Source organism: Pseudomonas sp. G3-19, assembly GCF_054855875.1.
This window is the reverse complement of record NZ_JBMPIQ010000003.1, coordinates 5,361,705-5,379,707: the sequence shown is the minus strand read 5'-3', so window position 1 is coordinate 5,379,707 and position 18,003 is coordinate 5,361,705. Positions and strand designations below refer to the sequence as shown.

Here is an 18,003-nt window from a genome sequence, read left to right as displayed (position 1 = left end):
CTCCTGAAGGGAAAGATTCGGCGCACAGCATATCAGGGCTTGCGAAATAGCTCGCGGCTGACGAGGGGGCGACCGCCCAAGTGCACGGCCAGTGCCTGACGCATCAGACGCTTGGCCGCCGACAGTGCGCCGGGCGCGGTCCAGTCGGCTTCGGCCATGGCCAGCAGTTCGGTGCCGTTGAACAGGCCCGGCTGCAACAGAAACACCCGTTCAAGTCCGGCATCCACTTGCAGACGATAGAGACCGTCCGGCGCGACCGGTTCGCTGTGGATATCGGTATTCAGGGAGAAGCCGTAACCGAGATCGTCCAACAGGCGCCATTCGAACGAGCGCAACAACGGCTCCAGCGGGCGACCTTCGGCCAGGGCCAGCAGTGTTGCAGCGTAATGGTCGAACACCGCCGGGTGCGGGTCTTCGGCAGGCAGCAGGCGGATCAGCAGCTCATTGAGATAGAGGCCACTGAACAGCGCCTCACCGACCATCCAGGTCGCGTTGCCGGCACTTTCCATGCGCCCGACGTTCTTCAATTCACCCTTGCCACGAAACTCGACTTCCAGCGGCACGAATGGCCGCGCCAGTGTCCCGGCCTTGCCCCGCGCACTGCGCAACACCGCCCGCAGCCGCCCTTGCGGCGTGAGGAAGTCGACCAGCGCGCTGGTTTCGCGGTAGGCGCGCGAATGCAGGACGTAGGCGAGCTGGGCGGGAGGTGGGGTTTGCGACATGGAGTTCTCGATGAAGAAACGCGGTTTTACTCACAACCCAAAACTACTGTGGGAGCGGGCTTGCTCGCGAAAGCGCTGAATCAGTCAAAGCATAGGTCGACTGACACTGCGCATTCGCGAGCAAGCCCGCTCCCACAGGGGGTTCTCCGGTGTTTCGGAAAACCGCTATTTACAGGTCGCCGTAACCCAGCGAACGCAAAGCACGCTCGTCGTCGGACCAGCCGCCCTTCACCTTGACCCACAGGTTGAGCATGATCTTGGAGTCGAACAGCAGCTCCATGTCCTTGCGCGCTTCGGTGCCGATGCGTTTGATGCGCTCGCCCTTGTCACCAATGATGATCTTCTTCTGCCCGTCACGCTCGACCAGGATCAGCGCGTGGATGTGCAGGGTCTTGCCCTGCTGCTTGAACTCTTCGATCTCGACGGTGATCTGGTACGGCAGCTCGGCGCCCATCTGACGCATGATTTTCTCGCGCACCAGTTCGGCGGCGAGGAAACGGCTGCTACGGTCGGTGATCTGGTCTTCCGGGAAGAAGTGATCGTTCTCCGGCAGGTGATCGGCGATGACCTTTTCCAGCGCGTCGAGGTTGTGCCCGTGCTGCGCGGAAATCGGGATGATCTGCGCGTTCGGCAGCTGTTCCTGCAACCACGACAGGTGCGGCATCAGCTCGGCCTTGTCTTCGATGCGGTCGGTCTTGTTCAGCGCGACGATCAGCGGGCCGGTCACGTACTGCACGCGCTCCAGCACCATCTGGTCCTCTTCGGTCCACTTGGTGCGATCAACCACGAAGATCACCACGTCGACGTCTTTCAACGCCGCCGAAGCGGTTTTGTTCATGTAGCGGTTCAGGGCCTTTTCGCCACCCTTGTGCATGCCGGGGGTGTCGACGTAGATCGCCTGCACGTCACCCTCGGTCTTGATCCCGAGCATGTTGTGGCGGGTGGTCTGCGGCTTGCGCGAGGTGATCGCGAGCTTCTGGCCGAGGATGTGGTTCAGCAACGTCGATTTGCCGACGTTGGGACGGCCGACGATGGCAACGTAGCCACAGCGAGTTGCGTTTGTATCAGTCATTGCCATTCTCCACGCCCAGGGCAATCAGTGCTGCGGCGGCCGCTACCTGTTCGGCGATACGACGGCTCACACCCTGACCTCGGCTTTTTTCATTCAATAAGACCACTTCGCACTCGACGAAGAAGGTACGGCAGTGCGGCTCACCCTGGATATCCACCACTTCGTAGCGTGGCAGTTCGCAACCGCGCGATTGCAGATGTTCCTGCAGACGGGTCTTGGGATCCTTGTTGGTGTCGACCAGCGTCAGGCCTTCGAACTCACCGGCCAGCCAGGCCAGTACGCGCTCGCGAGCGACGTCCATGCCGGCATCGAGGTAGATCGCACCGATCAGCGCTTCGAGGGCATCGGCCAGAATCGATTCGCGACGGAAGCCACCGCTTTTCAGTTCGCCCGAGCCCAGACGCAGGTAGTCGCCCAAGTCGAAACCACGGGCCAGCACCGCCAGTGTCTCACCCTTCACCAAACGTGCGCGCAAACGCGACAACTGGCCTTCGCGGGCCAGCGGGAAGCGATCGAACAGCGCCTCGCCAGCGACGAAGTTGAGGATGGCATCGCCGAGGAATTCCAGGCGTTCGTTGTTACGCCCGGCAAAGCTGCGGTGCGTGAGGGCCAGCAGCATCAGCTCCTGATCCTTGAAGGTGTAACCGAGCTGGCGCTCGAGACGGCTTAGAGAAACGCTCACGGTTTACCCACGCTGAGTTCGTGGCTGGATTCCACTGCCATCGCCGGGGTACGGCGCAGGCCTGGGACAATTAACGCTGTGTTCAAAAATGACGTCCTGAATATCGTGGCTTCATGCCCTGGTGCCGATTTGTGTCGACTCCAGAAATGCATTCGGCGCTGTGGTCAACAGCGCCGTGATTGATTACTTGATCAGGCCAACCCGCGAGAAATTCGGCAGGTGGCTGAGTTTCGGTTCCGGCCAGCTCATCCAGACAGCGAAGGCTTTGCCGACGATATTCTGGTCGGGAACCATGCCCAGCAGATCCTTGGGAATGTTCGGGTCATCCCAGTAGCGACTGTCGTTGGAGTTGTCGCGGTTGTCGCCCATCATGAAGTAGTGCCCGGCCGGCACGGTCCAGGTATGGTCCGGCGTAGCGCGGTAGCGGCTCATTTCCTTGCGGATCAGGTGCTCGGCAGCGCCGAGTTTTTCCTTGTAGAGTTCCGCGCTGCCCAGCGTGCCCGGCTCGGAGCCGACCAGTTGCTCGGCAATCGACTCGCCATTGACCAACAGACGCTTGTCGGCGGTGTAACGCACCGTATCGCCCGGCAGACCGACTACACGCTTGATGTAGTTGACGTTCGGGTCGCTCGGGTAGCGGAACACCATCACATCGCCACGCTGCGGATCACCGACTTCGATGATTTTCTTGTCGATCACCGGCAGGCGGATCCCGTAAGAAAACTTGTTCACCAGAATGAAGTCGCCCACGTCCAGAGTCGGTTTCATCGAGCCGGACGGGATCTGGAACGGTTCCACCAGGAACGAACGCAGCACCAGCACGATGAACAGCACCGGAAAGAACGACTTACCGTATTCAACCAGCAACGGCTCTTTGTTCAGCTTCTCGACCACCACGGGCTCGGGCTGGCTGACACTGCCTTGATAAGAGGCAATGGCAGCACGCCGACGCGGCGCCAGGAACAGCAGATCGAGCAACGCCAACAGGCCGCAGACCAACACGGCGATGACCAGCAACAGCGGGAAATTTAGTGACATAGGACCTGACTATTCCAACCTGAGCACGGCAAGGAAGGCTTCTTGTGGAATTTCCACGTTGCCGACCTGCTTCATGCGTTTCTTACCGGCCTTTTGCTTTTCAAGCAGCTTTTTCTTACGGCTTACGTCACCGCCGTAGCATTTGGCCAATACGTTCTTTCTGAGTGCCTTGACGGTTGTCCGGGCAACGATCTGACCGCCAATGGCCGCCTGGATCGCCACGTCGAACATCTGACGAGGAATCAGTTCTTTCATCTTCTCGGTCAACTGGCGACCTTTGAAGTGCGAATTGTCACGGTGCACGATCAACGCCAGGGCGTCGACCTTGTCACCGTTGATCAGCACGTCCAGTTTCACCAGATTAGCCGATTGGTAACGATCGAAATGGTAATCCAGCGAAGCATAGCCGCGGCTGGTGGATTTGAGACGGTCGAAGAAGTCCAGGACCACTTCGTTCATCGGCAGGTCGTAAGTGACCTGCACCTGATTGCCGAGGAACAGCATGTCGACCTGCACACCGCGTTTCTCGATGCACAGGGTGATGACGTTTCCCAGGTGTTCCTGCGGAACCAGGATGTTGGCGCGCACGATTGGCTCGCGCATGTCTTCGATGGCCGACACATCCGGAAGTTTGGACGGGTTGTCGACGTAAATCGTTTCACCGGTTTTCAGCACCAGCTCGAAAATTACCGTTGGCGCGGTGGTGATCAGATCCAGGTCGTATTCGCGCTCGAGGCGCTCCTGGATGATCTCCATGTGCAGCATGCCGAGGAACCCGCAACGGAAGCCGAAGCCCAGTGCGTCGGAGCTTTCCGGGGTGTACTGCAGCGACGAGTCGTTCAGGGTCAGTTTCTGCAGCGCTTCACGGAAGTCCTCGAAGTCGTCGGAGCTGACCGGGAACAGACCGGCGTAAACCTGTGGCTGAATGCGTTTGAAACCGGGCAGAACCGGTACATCCGGAGTCGAGCTCAGGGTCAGGGTGTCACCGACCGGTGCACCGTGAATGTCCTTGATGCTGGCGATGATGAAGCCCACTTCGCCAGCCTTGAGGTCAGCGGTAGCGGTGTGCTTCGGGTTGAATACACCAACGCTGTCGACCAGGTGGATCTTGCCGGTGGATTTCACCAGGATCTTGTCGCCCTTCTTCACGCGGCCATGACGCACGCGCACCAGGGAGACAACGCCCAGGTAGTTGTCGAACCAGGAGTCGATGATCAGCGCTTGCAACGGATCTTCGATGTTGCCGGTCGGCGCAGGAATGGTCGCGACCAGACGCTCGAGCACCTCGTCGACACCCAGGCCGGTCTTGGCGCTGCAGGTGACGGCGTCGGTGGCGTCGATGCCGATGATCTTCTCGATCTCGTCCTTGACGCGGTCCGGCTCAGCCTGTGGCAGGTCGATCTTGTTCAGCACCGGCATGACCTCGAGGCCTTGCTCGATGGCGGTGTAGCAGTTGGCCACGGACTGGGCTTCAACACCCTGACCGGCATCGACCACCAGCAACGCCCCTTCACACGCGGCCAGGGAACGGCTGACTTCGTAGGTGAAGTCGACGTGACCCGGGGTGTCAATGAAGTTCAGCTGGTAGGTGACGCCATCTTTGGCTTTGTAATAGAGGGTAACGCTGTGGGCCTTGATGGTGATCCCGCGTTCGCGCTCCAGATCCATGGAATCCAGTACCTGGGCTTCCATTTCACGCTCGGCCAGGCCACCGCACATCTGGATGAAACGGTCAGCCAGCGTCGACTTGCCATGGTCAATGTGGGCGATGATGGAGAAATTGCGGATATGACTCAAATCACTCACGGATCAACACTCAAAAAGGCTGCAGGCTTGGCCCGCCGAAAAATAGCCGGGAATTGTACCTGATACACGGCGCAAGCGTCACGTTCGCCTGTCACCCCGATTGCATACGAAAACGCCCCGATCTGTCGACCGAGGCGTTTTCGCGGTTAAAGCGTTGGCAACAACGCGGCCATCAGCCGGCCCGTCGCAGCAACCACACACCCGCCAGCGCACAGACCGTGGCTGGCACCAGCACCGCGAACAGCGGCGAGAAACCGAACACCAGGCTCGAAGGGCCAAGCAGATCCTGGACGATGCGGAAGGTGAAGCCCACCAGCACACCGGTGAACACTCGCTGACCGAGGGTGACCGAGCGCAACGGACCGAAGATGAAGGAGATCGCCATCAGCACCAGCGCGGCGGTGACCAGCGGCTGCAACACCTTGACCCAAAATGCCAGCCAATAGCGGCCATTGCTCAGGCCTTGATCCGCCAGATAGTGGATATAGCCCCACAGACCGGAAATCGACAGCGACTCAGGCGCCATCACCACCGTATTGAGCAGTTGCGGGCTCAGCGACACGTCCCACTCCTCGCTCGGCGCGTTCACCACTTCGGTGCTGCGCTCGTGGAACACCGTGGTGGTCACGTCGCTGAGCAGCCAGCGCTTGCCGTCGAACTCCGCACGCTTGGCGAAGCTGGAGCTGAGCAGGTGGCGCTCTTTGTCGAAGTGATAGCGGGTCACCCCATACAACAGGCCGTCGGGTTGCACGGCGTTGATATGGATGAATTCCTCACCCTGACGGTGCCACATGCCGTGCTTGGCGCTCTGCGCGTCGCCGCTGCCTTGCGCCAGCGAGCGATTGGCCTGGGCCATGCTTTCGGTGGCCGGCGCCACGTATTCGCCGATAAGTACGCCGGCCAGCATCAACACCAGCATTGGCTTCATGACGGCCCAGACGATGCGCCCGATGGACACACCCGCGGCACGCATGACCGTCAGTTCGCTGCTGCTGGCCAGACTGCCGAGGCCGATCAGACAGCCGATCAGCGCGGCCATCGGCAGCATTTCGTACAGGCGACGCGGCGCGGTGAGCAGGACGAAGCTCAGCACATCGGTCAGCGTGTAGGTATCGCTGACGTCGCTCATCTCGTCGATGAAGGCAAACAGGGTCGCCAGACCCAGAATGATCGCCAGCACGGCGATGATCGCCACGAATACGCTGCTGCCGATGTAGCGGTCGAGTTTAACCACGGGCCACCTCCAGCGCAGCGCTGCGACGGCTGGCCAGCTTCAGACGCATCGGCTCCCAGTACAGCAGGCCGAGACCGATGACCAGGAAGATCCCGTGCACCCACCACAGGCCAAGGGCCGGCGGGATCTTGCCTTTTTCGAGGGCGCCGCGGGCGGCAATCAGGATGGTCAGGTAAGCCATATAAAGAAGAATCGCCGGCAGCAGCTTCAGGAAACGGCCCTGACGCGGATTGACCCGCGACAGCGGCACCGCCATCAGGGTCACGATGAACACCAGCAACGGCAGGGAAATCCGCCATTGCAGTTCGGCCTTGGAACGCTCGTCGTCGGCGCCCAGCAGGGTCGAAGTCGGGATCGCGTCACGGTCGGTGACTTCGTCACTGGCATCAGGTTTTGGCAGCAATACGCCGTAGGTGTCGTATTTGATCGCGCGGTAATCGGCCTGACCCGGGCTGCCGTCATAGCGATAGCCGTTGTGCAGGATCAGATAGCGGTTGCCGTCCGAGTGAACTTCCTGGCGGCCTTTTTCGGCCACCAGCACGGAAATCCCGCGGTCCTTCTGATCGGAGCCGAGGTTTTTCTGCGAGATGAACACGCCACCGAGGTTGACGCGATCGTCGGTCAGGCTTTCGGTGTAGGTCACCCGAGTGCCGTCTCGCAACGCCTGGAAACGGCCAGGTTCGAGGGTATCGAATTCGGTCAGGGCGTCCTGCTTGTTCAGCAGCAGCTGGAACTGGTTGGCGCCCTGCGGGGCCAGACTCAGGCTCAGCCACGCCACCACCAGTGCCACCAGCGTCGCCGGGAACAGGGTCATGCGCAGCAGACGCTGCTGACTCATGCCGGTGGCCGAGAGCACGGTCATTTCGCTTTCGAGGTACAACCGGCCGTAAGCCAGCAGGATCCCGAGAAACAGACCCAACGGCAGGATCAGTTGCATGAAACCCGGCAGACGGTAACCCATGATCAGGAACAGCGATCCCGGATCGAGTTGGCCCGCAGCGGCCTGGGCAAGGTATTTGATGAAGCGACCGCTCATGATGATGACCAGCAGCACGGCGCTGACGGCGCTCAGGGTCAACATTACTTCACGGGACAGATAACGGAAGACGATCAAACCAGACACTCCAGGGTTGTCAGGCTAAGGCGGCCAAACAAGCAAACGTTTCGAGCGACCCGCAAGGCAGAGCCGTCGAAAAAAGATGCGGCATTATCCTGTGATTGAGGGCGCCTGTCACTGCGCACACTCACCCAAGCGTAGATTCCGTTGAAGATCGCACAACCGAGGGTTGTCAGGCGCGGTGAGCGAGGTTCAAACTGCCGCCTTCGTCGCAGGCACAGACCTGCGCCTCTTCTATCTATAAGCAGGCGACTGCGGACACCGTCGAACGCCTGTGTGTTGACCATTCATTCAGGGATCCGGACATGGAACTGGTTGTAAAAAGCGTTAGCCCAGAAACGTTGAAAACCGCCACCCTGGTGGTTGCCGTCGGCGAAGGCCGCAAACTCGGCGTCGCCGCCAGACAGGTCGACGAGCTGAGCGGTGGCGCGATCAGCGCCGTGCTCAAGCGTGGCGATCTGGCCGGCAAGGTCGGTCAGAGCCTGCTGCTGCACAGCCTGCCGAACCTGAAAGCCGAGCGCGTGCTGCTGGTCGGCGCGGGCAAGGATGAAGAACTGGGCGACCGTCCGTTCCGTAAAATCGTGGCTGGCATCCTCAACACCCTGAAAGGTCTGGGTGGCAGCGATGCCGTGCTGGCCCTGGATGAAATCATCGTCAAGAACCGCGACAGCTACGGCAAGATCCGTCTGCTGGCGGAAACCCTAGTGGACGGCGAATACACCTTCGACCAGTTCAAGAGCCAGAAAGCCGAACCGCGCGCCCTGAAGAAAATCACCCTGCTGACCATCAAGGCTGCGCAGGCCGAAGTGCAGCGCGCCGTGAACCATGCCACCGCGATCGCCAACGGCATGGCCTTCACCCGTAATCTGGGCAACCTGCCGCCGAACATCTGCCACCCGACGTTCCTCGGCGAGCAAGCGAAGAACCTCGGCAAAGAGTTCAAGGATCTGAAAGTCGAAGTCCTCGACGAGAAGAAGATCAAATCCCTGGGCATGGGCTCGTTCTACGCCGTCGGCCAGGGCAGCGCCCAGCCGCCGCGCCTGATCGTCATGCAATACAACGGAGGCAAGAAGTCCGAGAAGCCTTACGCGCTGGTCGGTAAAGGCATCACCTTCGACACCGGCGGCATCAGCCTCAAGCCGGGCGCCGGCATGGACGAAATGAAGTACGACATGGGTGGCGCGGCCTCCGTGTTCGGTACCCTGCGTGCCGTGCTCGAACTGAAACTGCCGATCAACCTGGTGTGCATCCTCGCCTGCGCCGAAAACATGCCGAGCGGCAATGCTTCGCGTCCGGGCGACATCGTCACCACCATGAGCGGCCAGACCGTGGAAATCCTCAACACCGACGCCGAAGGCCGTCTGGTGCTGTGCGACGCCCTGACCTACTCCGAGCGCTTCAAGCCACAAGCAGTGATCGACATCGCCACCCTGACCGGTGCCTGCGTGGTTGCACTCGGTGCACACACGTCTGGCTTGCTGGGCAACAACGACGAACTGATCGAGCAACTGCTCAGCGCCGGCAAAGCTGCTGACGACCGCGCCTGGCAACTGCCGCTGTTCGACGAATACCAGGAGCAACTGGACAGCCCGTTCGCCGACATCGCCAACATTGGCGGGCCGAAGGCCGGCACCATCACCGCCGCGTGCTTCCTGTCGCGCTTCACCAAGAACCTCAACTGGGCGCACCTGGACATCGCGGGCACCGCGTGGACCAGCGGCGGCAAGGACAAGGGCGCCACCGGCCGTCCGGTTCCGCTGCTGACCCAATACCTGCTGGACCGCGCCAAAGCCTGAAACCGATGAACCTGGGCGGCGTCACTTTGCGGTGACGCCGCTCAAGGCTCAGGAACCGCAATGACCAAAGTCGACTTCTATATCCTGCCCAGCGCCGATCCTTCGGCTCGCCTGGACTTTGCCTGCAAGCTCACCGAGAAAGCCTGGCGCATGGGCCATCGCATCTACCTGCATTGCAGCGATGCTGCTCAGCGCGATGATCTCGATGCGCGTCTGTGGGCGTTCAAGGGCGAAACGTTCGTGCCGCACGGCCCTGCCGAGAGCGAACCGGACGGTTTGATCGTGCTGGGAACGGGCGCTGACTGCGGCGAGCATCAGGACTTGCTGGTCAACCTCGACCTGAAAGTCCCGGCTTTCGCCAGTAAATTCGCCCGCGTGGCGGAAGTGGTGGTGGAAGATCCGGCGATTCGCGCGGCGGCACGGGAGAGTTTCCGTTTCTACCGCGAACAGGGCTATCCTCTGCAAGATCACCGTTTACAGCGACTCTGAGTACGCCGATGGACACTCCAAAACCGCTGCAAAAGCCTGCACACCTGCTGGACGATCTCGAATCGATCCGCCAGTTGCTCGGCGATGACAACCTGCAACCGCCACTGCTGACCGACACGGTCGATGACGGTGAACAGGAACAGATTCCGATGTTGTTCGAGGCCGTCGACGCCACGCCGCCCGCCATCGAACCACCACCCGCTCCGGCCCCGGCACCTGCTGTTGCACCTGTGGATAAAGGCCCGGACGCCTTGCTGCACCTGGACAGCGAACTGCGCGCCGCCGCGCAATTGATCATGCAGGACGTGATCGACGACTTCGCGCCGCACATCGAAACCGAAATCAAACGCCGCCTCGAGGCGCGGATGGAGCGGCTCCTCAGCCAGTACGAATAACCCGGATGGATCTCCTTGTGGCGAGGGGATTTATCCCCGATCGGCTGCGCAGCAGTCGTGAACCCTGCAAATACGCAGCGTGAATGAAATATTGGAGCTGCTGCGCGGCCCATCGGGGATAAATCCCCTCACCACAAAGGTTTCCTTCCAACATTAGTGTCCGCCCAGACGCCCCCCCGCTCGCCCTCGGCCCCATGCCCCGCTATACTTCCCGGCTTTTCCTGAATAAATGCCAATAGGGTCCCGCCGCGCATGGATAAGACCTACCAGCCGCACGCCATTGAAACTTCCTGGTACAACACCTGGGAGTCCGAGAACTATTTCGCACCGCAAGGCGCGGGCGATTCCTACACCATCATGATCCCGCCGCCGAACGTCACCGGCAGCCTGCACATGGGTCACGGTTTCAACAACGCGATCATGGACGCCCTGATCCGTTTCCGCCGCATGCAGGGTCGCAACACCCTGTGGCAGCCGGGCACCGACCACGCCGGTATCGCCACGCAGATGCTGGTGGAGCGTCAACTGGAAGCCACCGGCCAGAACCGCCACGACCTGGGCCGCGAGAAATTCCTCGAGAAAGTCTGGGAGTGGAAAGATCAGTCCGGTGGCAACATCAGCCGCCAGATCCGCCGCCTCGGCTCGTCCGTGGACTGGAGCCGCGAGCGCTTCACCATGGACGACGGTCTCTCGGAAGCGGTTAAAGAAGCCTTCGTACGCCTGCACGAAGACGGCCTGATCTACCGCGGCAAGCGTCTGGTCAACTGGGACACCAAGTTGCACACGGCGATTTCCGACCTCGAAGTGGAAAACCACGACGAGAAAGGGTTCCTGTGGAACCTCAAGTACCCGCTGGCCGACGGCGCGAAAACCGCTGAAGGCAACGATTTCCTGATCGTCGCGACCACCCGTCCGGAAACCATGCTCGGCGACTCCGCCGTCGCGGTTAACCCGAACGATGAGCGCTACAAAGCCCTGATCGGCAAATTTGTCGAGCTGCCACTGGTTGGCCGCCGCATCCCGATCATCGCCGACGATTACTGCGATCCTGAATTCGGCACCGGCTGCGTGAAAATCACCCCGGCCCACGATTTCAATGACTACGAAGTCGGCAAGCGCCACAACCTGCCGCTGCTGAACATCTTCGACAAGAACGCCAACGTGCTGCCAGCAGCCCAGGTGTTCAACCTCGACGGCACGTTGAACGACAGCATCGACGGCAAGATCCCGACCGAGTACGCCGGTCTCGAGCGTTTCGAAGCGCGCAAGCAGATCGTCGCTGCATTCGACGCCGCCGGCCTGCTGGTCAGCGTCGACGATCACAACCTGAAAGTGCCGAAAGGCGACCGCTCCGGCACCGTCATCGAGCCGTGGCTGACCGACCAGTGGTACGTTTCCACCAAGCCGCTGGCCGAGCCGGCGATTGCTGCCGTTGAAGACGGCCGTATCCAGTTCGTGCCGAAGCAGTATGAAAACATGTACTTCTCGTGGATGCGCGACATCCAGGACTGGTGCATCAGCCGTCAGTTGTGGTGGGGCCACCGGATTCCGGCCTGGTACGACGAGTCGGGCAAGGTCTACGTCGGTCGCGACGAAGCCGAAGTGCGTGCCAAGCACAACCTCGGCCCGGACGTTGCGCTGCAGCAGGACAACGACGTGCTCGACACCTGGTTCAGTTCGGGGCTGTGGACGTTCTCCACCCTCGGTTGGCCGGAAAAGACCGAGTTCCTGAAAAAATTCCACTCCACCGACGTGCTGGTCACCGGTTTCGACATCATTTTCTTCTGGGTTGCCCGGATGATCATGCTGACGATGCACCTGATCAAGAACGAGGACGGCACCCCGCAAGTACCGTTCAAGACCGTTTATGTGCACGGCCTGGTGCGTGATGGCCAGGGCCAGAAGATGTCCAAGTCCAAGGGCAACGTCCTAGACCCGCTGGACATCATCGACGGTATCGAGCTGGAAGCCCTGGTGCAGAAACGCACCTCCGGCATGATGCAGCCGAAACTGGCGAAGAAGATCGAGAAGCAGACCCGCGACGAGTTCGCCGACGGCATCGCCAGCTACGGCACCGACGCCCTGCGTTTCACCTTCTGCTCTCTGGCGTCCACCGGTCGCGACATCAAGTTCGACATGGGCCGCGTCGAAGGCTATCGCAACTTCTGCAACAAGATCTGGAACGCCGCGCGTTATGTTCTGGACAAGGGCGAAGACTGCGGCCAGAACGGCGAAGCCTACGAGCTGTCGCTGGCGGATCGCTGGATCATCTCGCAACTGCAGCGCACCGAAGCCGAAGTGACCCGTCAACTGGATCAATTCCGTTTCGACCTCGCCGCGCAAGCGCTGTACGAGTTCATCTGGAACCAGTACTGCGACTGGTACCTGGAACTGTCCAAGCCAGTGCTGTGGGACGAGAACGCCCCGGTCGAGCGTCAGCGCGGCACCCGTCGCACCCTGGTGCGCGTCCTGGAAGTGGCGCTGCGTCTGGCGCACCCGTTCATGCCGTTCATCACTGAAGAAATCTGGCAGCGCATCGCGCCGCTGGCCGGTATTCAGGGCAAGACGATCATGCTGCAACCTTGGCCGGTGGCCAACGAGGAGCGCATCGATCCGGCCGCCGAAGACGACATCGAATGGCTCAAGGGTCTGATGCTCGGCACGCGCAACATCCGTGGCGAGATGAACATCGGCCCGGGCAAACCGCTGCCGATCTATCTGAAGAACGTCAGCGCTGAAGATCAGCGTCGTCTGACCGAGAACGAAGCACTGCTGAAGAAGCTGGCGCGTCTGGAGTCGATCACCGTTCTGGCCGCTGGCGAAGAAGCGCCACTGTCCGCCACCGCGCTGGTCGGCGAGATGGAAGTGCTGGTGCCGATGGCCGGCCTGATCGACAAGGGCGCCGAACTGGCACGTCTGGACAAGGAAATCCTGCGTCTGCAGGGCGAAGTTCAGCGCGTTGGTGGCAAGCTGTCGAACGCCGGTTTCGTTGACAAGGCCCCGGCCGAAGTCATCGAGAAGGAACGCGCCAAGCTGGCCGAGGCTGAACAAGCCCTGGGCAAACTGGCCGAGCAGCACGCGCGGATTTCCAGCCTGTAACGGCAAGCCGCAATGAAAGAGGGAGGCCCGCAAAGGCCTCCCTTTTTTATTCAAGAATCGCCACGAATCCCCTGTGGGAGCGAGCCTGCTCGCGAATGCGGTGTGTCATTCAACCTATGTGTTGGCGGACACACCACTTTCGCGAGCAAGCCCGCTCCCACAGTTTGAACGGTGTTGCCTTTAGATGTGGGACAATACCCGCCACTTTCAGCCATACCCGAATCGATCACACCCATGAACGCCCCCCGCACACCCAAACCTGCGCGCAAGAAGCCTGATGCCGCGACCCCGGCCAAAGCCGTCGAGCCGCGTGAAAAGGCCAGCCTGCACCCGCGCAATCGCCACCAGGGTCGCTACGACTTCCCGGCGCTGATCAAGACCACGCCGGAACTGGCGAAATTCGTGATCACCAACCCGTACGGCAAGGAAAGCATCGACTTCGCCAGCCCCGACGCGGTGCGCGTGTTCAACCGGGCGCTGCTCAAGGCGTTCTATGGCATCGAGCATTGGGACATTCCGGCGGATTATCTGTGCCCACCGGTCCCGGGCCGTGCCGATTACGTGCATTTCCTCGCCGACCTGCTGGCGAGCATGAACGACGGCAAAGTGCCGCGCGGCGCGATCGTCAACGTGCTGGACATCGGCATGGGCGCCAACTGCGTTTATCCGCTGATTGGTAACAGCGAATACCGCTGGCACTTCCTCGGTTCGGAAATCGATCCGACCGCAGTGGCTGCCGCGAAGGCCATCGTCCAGTCCAACGGGCTGAACAAGGTGATCCAGCTGCGCCAGCAGGAAAACCGCAAGCACATCCTGATCGGCCTTCTGGAACCGGGTGAACGCTTTGACCTGACCATGTGCAACCCGCCGTTCCACGCTTCGATGGAGGAAGCGACCAAGGGCAGCGAGCGCAAATGGCGCGCACTGGGAAAGGCCGATCCAAAACGCAAACTGCCGGTACTGAACTTCGGTGGCCAGTCCGCCGAGCTGTGGTGTGAAGGCGGCGAAGCACGTTTCGTGACCCAACTGATCGCCGAAAGCGCGAACTTCCAGCACAAGGTGCTGTGGTTCAGCACCCTGGTGTCGAAAGCCTCGAACCTGCCTGCCATCGAAACCGCGCTGAAAAAGGCCGGCGTACTGGAAAGCCAGGTGGTGGAGATGTCGCAAGGGCAGAAACAGAGCCGCTTCGTGGCCTGGACCTTCCAGACCAAGTCCGAGCAGCAGATCTGGCGTCGCGAGCGCTGGGTTCGCTGACACTGAGCTACTTGTGGGAGCGGGCTTGCTCGCGAAAGCGGTGTATCAGCCGACATCAAGGTGACTGACACACCGCTATCGCGAGCAGGCTCACTCCTACAAAGGTTCGAGGTGCATCGCCAAATCGCAGACACAAAAAAACCGTGCCCGGATCGCTCCGGTGCACGGTTTTTTTATCGCTGCGTCTTACTTGTTCACAGCGTCGGTCAGGCCTTTGGCCACAACCAGCTTGATCACTTTCTTGGCAGGGATTTCGATGGCAGCGCCAGTCGAAGGGTTACGGCCAGTGCGGGCAGGACGCTCGGTCACTTTCAGCTTGCCGATACCTGGCAAGGTGATTTCGCCGCCGTTTTCCAGCTGATCGGCAACGATTTGGCCCAGTTGGTCCAGAGCGTTACGCGCGGTGGTTTTCGGCGCGTCGATAGCTTCAGCGATGTCGGCGATCAGTTGGTCTTTAGTAAGAGCCATGTAGTGTTCCTTCCCTATCAAATTCATATGGATTGCAGAGTGCAGTGTCAGCCATCGAGCCCGATCTTCTGGATCTGGCACCCTCGGCGATAACCACGACGAGTCGGGTTATAGATGCCGAAATCAGGGTTTGGTTCGACCTGACAAATGCTGATTGCACGCTTAACGCAGTGACTTCGCGTAAGACCGGGCAAAACTAGCACAGAGACGGGGAAATATCCGCCTCTAGCTACCCATTTGGTCAGGTTTATTGCTCTAAATCGGTAAAAAACTGCATAAGGGCACCCACCCGCCCTGGATTTGCCCTTCACCCCGCGCCAAAACCAGTGGTTGCGGTACACTGGGCGCTTTTTCGGGGGAGCCTGCCCTCCTCCCTTCCACCAGCCGAGAAGCCCATGCCGATCCGTCATTGCATCGTCCACCTGATCGACAAAAAACCCGACGGCACGCCCGCAGTTCTGCACGCCCGTGACTCCGAACTGGCTGAGTCCGCGGCCATCGAGAACATGCTCGCCGACCTCAACGAGAGCTACAACGCCAAACAGGGCAAAGCCTGGGGCCTGTTCCATCCGGAATCCGGTGCGTTCCCGTTCAGCGGCTGGCTGAAGGAATACATGGACGGTGGCAAGGACTTCGCCGCGTTCAGCAAAGTCGCGGTCGAGCACCTGCAAAAGCTGATGGAAGAATCGAACCTGTCGGTCGGTGGCCACGTGCTGTTCGCCCACTATCAGCAAGGCATGACTGACTACCTGGCGATTGCCCTGCTGCACCACAGCGAAGGCGTGGCGGTGACCGATGAACTGGACGTGACCCCATCGCGTCACCTCGACCTCGGCCAGCTGCATCTGGCGGCGCGGATCAACGTCTCCGAGTGGCAGAACAACAAGCAATCCAAGCAGTACATCTCGTTTATCAAGGGCAAGAACGGCAAGAAGGTTTCGGAGTATTTCCGCGACTTCATCGGCTGCCAGGAAGGCGTCGATGGCCCGGGCGAGACCCGCACCCTGCTCAAGGCCTTCAGCGACTTCGTCGAGAGCGAAGACTTGCCGGAAGACTCCGCCCGCGAGAAAACCAAGACCCTGGTCGATTACGCCAGCAGCCAGGCCAAGCTCGGCGAGCCGATGGGCCTGGAAGAGCTGTCGGAGCTGATCGACGAAGAACGCCCGAAAGCCTTCTACGATCACATCCGCAACAAGGACTACGGTCTGTCGCCGGAGATTCCCGCGGACAAACGCACCCTTAACCAGTTCCGCCGCTTCACCGGCCGCGCCGAAGGCCTGTCGATCAGCTTTGAAGCGCACCTGCTGGGCTCGAAGATCGAGTACGACGAAGAGGCTGGCACCCTGATCATCAAGGGCCTGCCGACCTCGCTCACTGATCAGCTCAAGCGCCGCAACTGATGCTCGGCAATGTACTGAAGAAGGTCGCGCTGGTTCTGCTGGTGGTGGTGATCTATCAGAACTGGGGCAAGATCGAGCGGGTGTTCAACCCGTCGCAGTTGGTCTCTGAGCAGACGCGAGCGCAGGCCCGTGTCGTGCTGTATGCCACCGACTGGTGCGGCTACTGCAAGCAGACCAGGCGCTTTCTCGACAGCAAGGGGATTCCTTTCAAGGAATTCGACATCGAGAAGGACGCCGAGGCGCGCAAGGCGTATGAGGCGCTGGGCGGGCGCGGGATTCCGCTGATCGACGTGAATGGCACGTTGATTCGCGGGTTTGACCCGGACGAAATTCTCGCTGCCCTGAAATAACAACTGTGGGAGCGGGCTTGCTCGCGAAAGCGGTGTGCCAGTCAATAATGATCGCGACTGATTCACCGCATTCGCGAGCAAGCCCGCTCCCACAGGTTATGTATCTGACTTGCGAGATCAGCGGGCTTCGATGCGGAATCCAAAGCGCGGGAAGTGCACATGCACCACGCCGCCACGCGGGTCTTCGCGACGCAGGATCAGCTCTTCGCGGCCAGCAAACAGCAACTCACCCACCACCGGATCAACCCCGTAATCTGTCGCGGCAATCGCCACCTGCTGCCCGGCCTTGAAACCGTTCGGATCGACAAACTGCTCATCCGGCAACGCCGCCGGCGTCGAACTGCGCGCGACTTCCAGCGCCTCCTCGGCAGTCATCTCACTCGCGGCACCATGACCAAAACCCAGCACGCGCGCCAGCCAGGCAGTCACGGCCGGATACTCATCGACCAACGGCGCAGTGACATGCGTCGCCTTGAGGAACCACAGCGGATGCGCCAGGGCGAAGTCGGCAATCGACGGTTCACCGAACAGGAAGTCGCCCTGCTCGCGCTGCAACTGCTGCTCAAGCCGCGCCATGAGCGTTGGCCACTGATGCTTGGCCTGTTCGGCCGACAGCCGCGTGGCGCTGCCGCCACTGAACAGCCCGGCACGGTCAGCGATAAAGGCCTTGATCGCTTCCGGCGGCAACTTGCCGAAACGCACCGCCACCGATTCTGGCTGGAACACCAGGCTGACCGCGTGCTGGAACACCACCGAATCGGCCCAAGCGGCGAAGCTGGCGCTGGTCATTTCCTGGCCTTCCGGGAAAAACGCCGGCAGGGCTTTTTCCTGCTCCAGACGACGGGCAATCAACGATGTGTCGCAATAGATGTCGGCGCCGATCTGCAACACCGGGGTCTTGCGGTAGCCGCCAGTCAGCGCGGTCAGATCCGGCTTGGGCATCACCGGCGAAATGTGCACCGAGCGCCAGGATAAGCCTTTGAAGCCCAACAGCAGACGAGCCTTTTCGGCAAATGGAGAGGTCGGGTAATGATGCAGAATCAACTCGGACATGCTCGGCTCCGCCGCACAGAAAGTGAGT

At 60.7% G+C, this 18,003-nt stretch carries 16 protein-coding genes; 7 read left to right on the top strand and 9 right to left on the bottom strand.

The genetic code is table 11. The annotated features are described in order from the left end of the window. Positions 1 to 32: 32 nt before the first annotated feature. The 7 genes from recO to lptF all read right to left on the bottom strand — a co-directional run bounded on the left by recO (position 33) and on the right by lptF (position 7,668). Entirely contained in the window at positions 33 to 722 is a 690-nt protein-coding gene (gene recO, locus ACOYXI_RS24445; protein WP_007965159.1) for a DNA repair protein RecO, read from the bottom strand. Positions 723 to 891: 169 nt separating this feature from the next. Then, a complete protein-coding gene (gene era / locus ACOYXI_RS24440) occupies positions 892 to 1,794 on the bottom strand; it encodes a GTPase Era (protein ID WP_003221935.1) in 903 nt (300 codons plus the stop codon). Then, positions 1,787 to 2,476 carry a ribonuclease III gene (rnc, locus tag ACOYXI_RS24435; protein ID WP_024011703.1) on the bottom strand — a complete coding sequence of 230 codons (690 nt, stop codon included), beginning with the start codon at positions 2,474 to 2,476 and terminating at the stop codon, positions 1,787 to 1,789. The genes era and rnc overlap by 8 nt, the downstream gene beginning before the upstream one ends. A gap of 183 nt (positions 2,477 to 2,659) precedes the next feature. Beyond that, positions 2,660 to 3,514, bottom strand: a complete 855-nt coding sequence (gene lepB / locus ACOYXI_RS24430; RefSeq protein ID WP_096795193.1) for a signal peptidase I — start codon at positions 3,512 to 3,514, stop codon at positions 2,660 to 2,662. 9 nt (positions 3,515 to 3,523) lie between these two features. After that, positions 3,524 to 5,320: a translation elongation factor 4 gene (gene lepA / locus ACOYXI_RS24425; protein WP_003221926.1), complete on the bottom strand. Its 1,797-nt coding sequence runs from the start codon at positions 5,318 to 5,320 to the stop codon at positions 3,524 to 3,526. Between the two features lie 172 nt (positions 5,321 to 5,492). Then, entirely contained in the window at positions 5,493 to 6,554 is a 1,062-nt protein-coding gene (gene lptG / locus ACOYXI_RS24420) for an LPS export ABC transporter permease LptG (protein WP_007965162.1), read from the bottom strand. Further along, entirely contained in the window at positions 6,547 to 7,668 is a 1,122-nt protein-coding gene (lptF, locus tag ACOYXI_RS24415; RefSeq protein WP_098967341.1) for an LPS export ABC transporter permease LptF, read from the bottom strand. Before lptF ends, lptG begins: the two co-directional genes overlap by 8 nt. A gap of 308 nt (positions 7,669 to 7,976) precedes the next feature. On the opposite strand from lptF, the gene ACOYXI_RS24410 reads away from it, so the two are divergent. The 5 genes from ACOYXI_RS24410 to rlmF all read left to right on the top strand — a co-directional run bounded on the left by ACOYXI_RS24410 (position 7,977) and on the right by rlmF (position 14,704). After that, entirely contained in the window at positions 7,977 to 9,467 is a 1,491-nt protein-coding gene (locus ACOYXI_RS24410) for a leucyl aminopeptidase (protein ID WP_210558944.1), read from the top strand. Positions 9,468 to 9,527: 60 nt separating this feature from the next. After that, a complete protein-coding gene (locus tag ACOYXI_RS24405) occupies positions 9,528 to 9,956 on the top strand; it encodes a DNA polymerase III subunit chi (protein ID WP_098967338.1) in 429 nt (142 codons plus the stop codon). An 8-nt stretch (positions 9,957 to 9,964) separates the two neighbouring features. Then, positions 9,965 to 10,351, top strand: a complete 387-nt coding sequence (locus ACOYXI_RS24400) for a DNA polymerase III subunit chi (RefSeq protein ID WP_134785499.1) — start codon at positions 9,965 to 9,967, stop codon at positions 10,349 to 10,351. A gap of 252 nt (positions 10,352 to 10,603) precedes the next feature. Further along, on the top strand, positions 10,604 to 13,450 hold the full coding sequence (locus ACOYXI_RS24395; RefSeq protein ID WP_461675394.1) for a valine--tRNA ligase: 2,847 nt from the start codon (positions 10,604 to 10,606) through the stop codon (positions 13,448 to 13,450). A 234-nt stretch (positions 13,451 to 13,684) separates the two neighbouring features. Continuing rightward, a complete protein-coding gene (gene rlmF / locus ACOYXI_RS24390; RefSeq protein ID WP_139053792.1) occupies positions 13,685 to 14,704 on the top strand; it encodes a 23S rRNA (adenine(1618)-N(6))-methyltransferase RlmF in 1,020 nt (339 codons plus the stop codon). Positions 14,705 to 14,890: 186 nt separating this feature from the next. Here the strand turns inward: rlmF and ACOYXI_RS24385 are convergent, their stop codons facing one another. Next, a complete protein-coding gene (locus tag ACOYXI_RS24385) occupies positions 14,891 to 15,172 on the bottom strand; it encodes an HU family DNA-binding protein (protein WP_003221909.1) in 282 nt (93 codons plus the stop codon). 395 nt (positions 15,173 to 15,567) lie between these two features. Between ACOYXI_RS24385 and yejK the strand changes: the two genes are divergently transcribed. Next, the gene (yejK, locus tag ACOYXI_RS24380) at positions 15,568 to 16,572 is read left to right on the top strand and encodes a nucleoid-associated protein YejK (RefSeq protein WP_003221908.1); all 1,005 of its coding nucleotides are present in this window, start codon (positions 15,568 to 15,570) and stop codon (positions 16,570 to 16,572) included. Then, positions 16,572 to 16,922 carry a glutaredoxin family protein gene (locus tag ACOYXI_RS24375; RefSeq protein ID WP_461675393.1) on the top strand — a complete coding sequence of 117 codons (351 nt, stop codon included), beginning with the start codon at positions 16,572 to 16,574 and terminating at the stop codon, positions 16,920 to 16,922. The genes yejK and ACOYXI_RS24375 overlap by 1 nt, the downstream gene beginning before the upstream one ends. A gap of 117 nt (positions 16,923 to 17,039) precedes the next feature. Here ACOYXI_RS24375 and ACOYXI_RS24370 read toward each other — a convergent pair whose 3' ends face one another. Continuing rightward, positions 17,040 to 17,975 (bottom strand): glutathione S-transferase family protein, encoded by a 936-nt coding sequence (locus ACOYXI_RS24370; RefSeq protein ID WP_461675392.1) that lies wholly within the window; start codon positions 17,973 to 17,975, stop codon positions 17,040 to 17,042. Positions 17,976 to 18,003: the final 28 nt, after the last annotated feature.

Excerpts from the sequence above, each read along its gene's own strand:
- recO (WP_007965159.1), bottom strand. The coding sequence starts at position 722 with ATGTCGCAAACCCCACCTCCCGCCCAGCTCGCCTACGTCCTGCATTCG.
- era (WP_003221935.1), bottom strand. The coding sequence starts at position 1,794 with ATGACTGATACAAACGCAACTCGCTGTGGCTACGTTGCCATCGTCGGC.
- lepB (WP_096795193.1), bottom strand. The coding sequence starts at position 3,514 with ATGTCACTAAATTTCCCGCTGTTGCTGGTCATCGCCGTGTTGGTCTGC.
- ACOYXI_RS24410 (WP_210558944.1), top strand. The coding sequence starts at position 7,977 with ATGGAACTGGTTGTAAAAAGCGTTAGCCCAGAAACGTTGAAAACCGCC.
- ACOYXI_RS24405 (WP_098967338.1), top strand. The coding sequence starts at position 9,528 with ATGACCAAAGTCGACTTCTATATCCTGCCCAGCGCCGATCCTTCGGCT.
- ACOYXI_RS24400 (WP_134785499.1), top strand. The coding sequence starts at position 9,965 with ATGGACACTCCAAAACCGCTGCAAAAGCCTGCACACCTGCTGGACGAT.
- ACOYXI_RS24395 (WP_461675394.1), top strand. The coding sequence starts at position 10,604 with ATGGATAAGACCTACCAGCCGCACGCCATTGAAACTTCCTGGTACAAC.
- rlmF (WP_139053792.1), top strand. The coding sequence starts at position 13,685 with ATGAACGCCCCCCGCACACCCAAACCTGCGCGCAAGAAGCCTGATGCC.
- ACOYXI_RS24385 (WP_003221909.1), bottom strand. The coding sequence starts at position 15,172 with ATGGCTCTTACTAAAGACCAACTGATCGCCGACATCGCTGAAGCTATC.
- yejK (WP_003221908.1), top strand. The coding sequence starts at position 15,568 with ATGCCGATCCGTCATTGCATCGTCCACCTGATCGACAAAAAACCCGAC.
- ACOYXI_RS24375 (WP_461675393.1), top strand. The coding sequence starts at position 16,572 with ATGCTCGGCAATGTACTGAAGAAGGTCGCGCTGGTTCTGCTGGTGGTG.
- ACOYXI_RS24370 (WP_461675392.1), bottom strand. The coding sequence starts at position 17,975 with ATGTCCGAGTTGATTCTGCATCATTACCCGACCTCTCCATTTGCCGAA.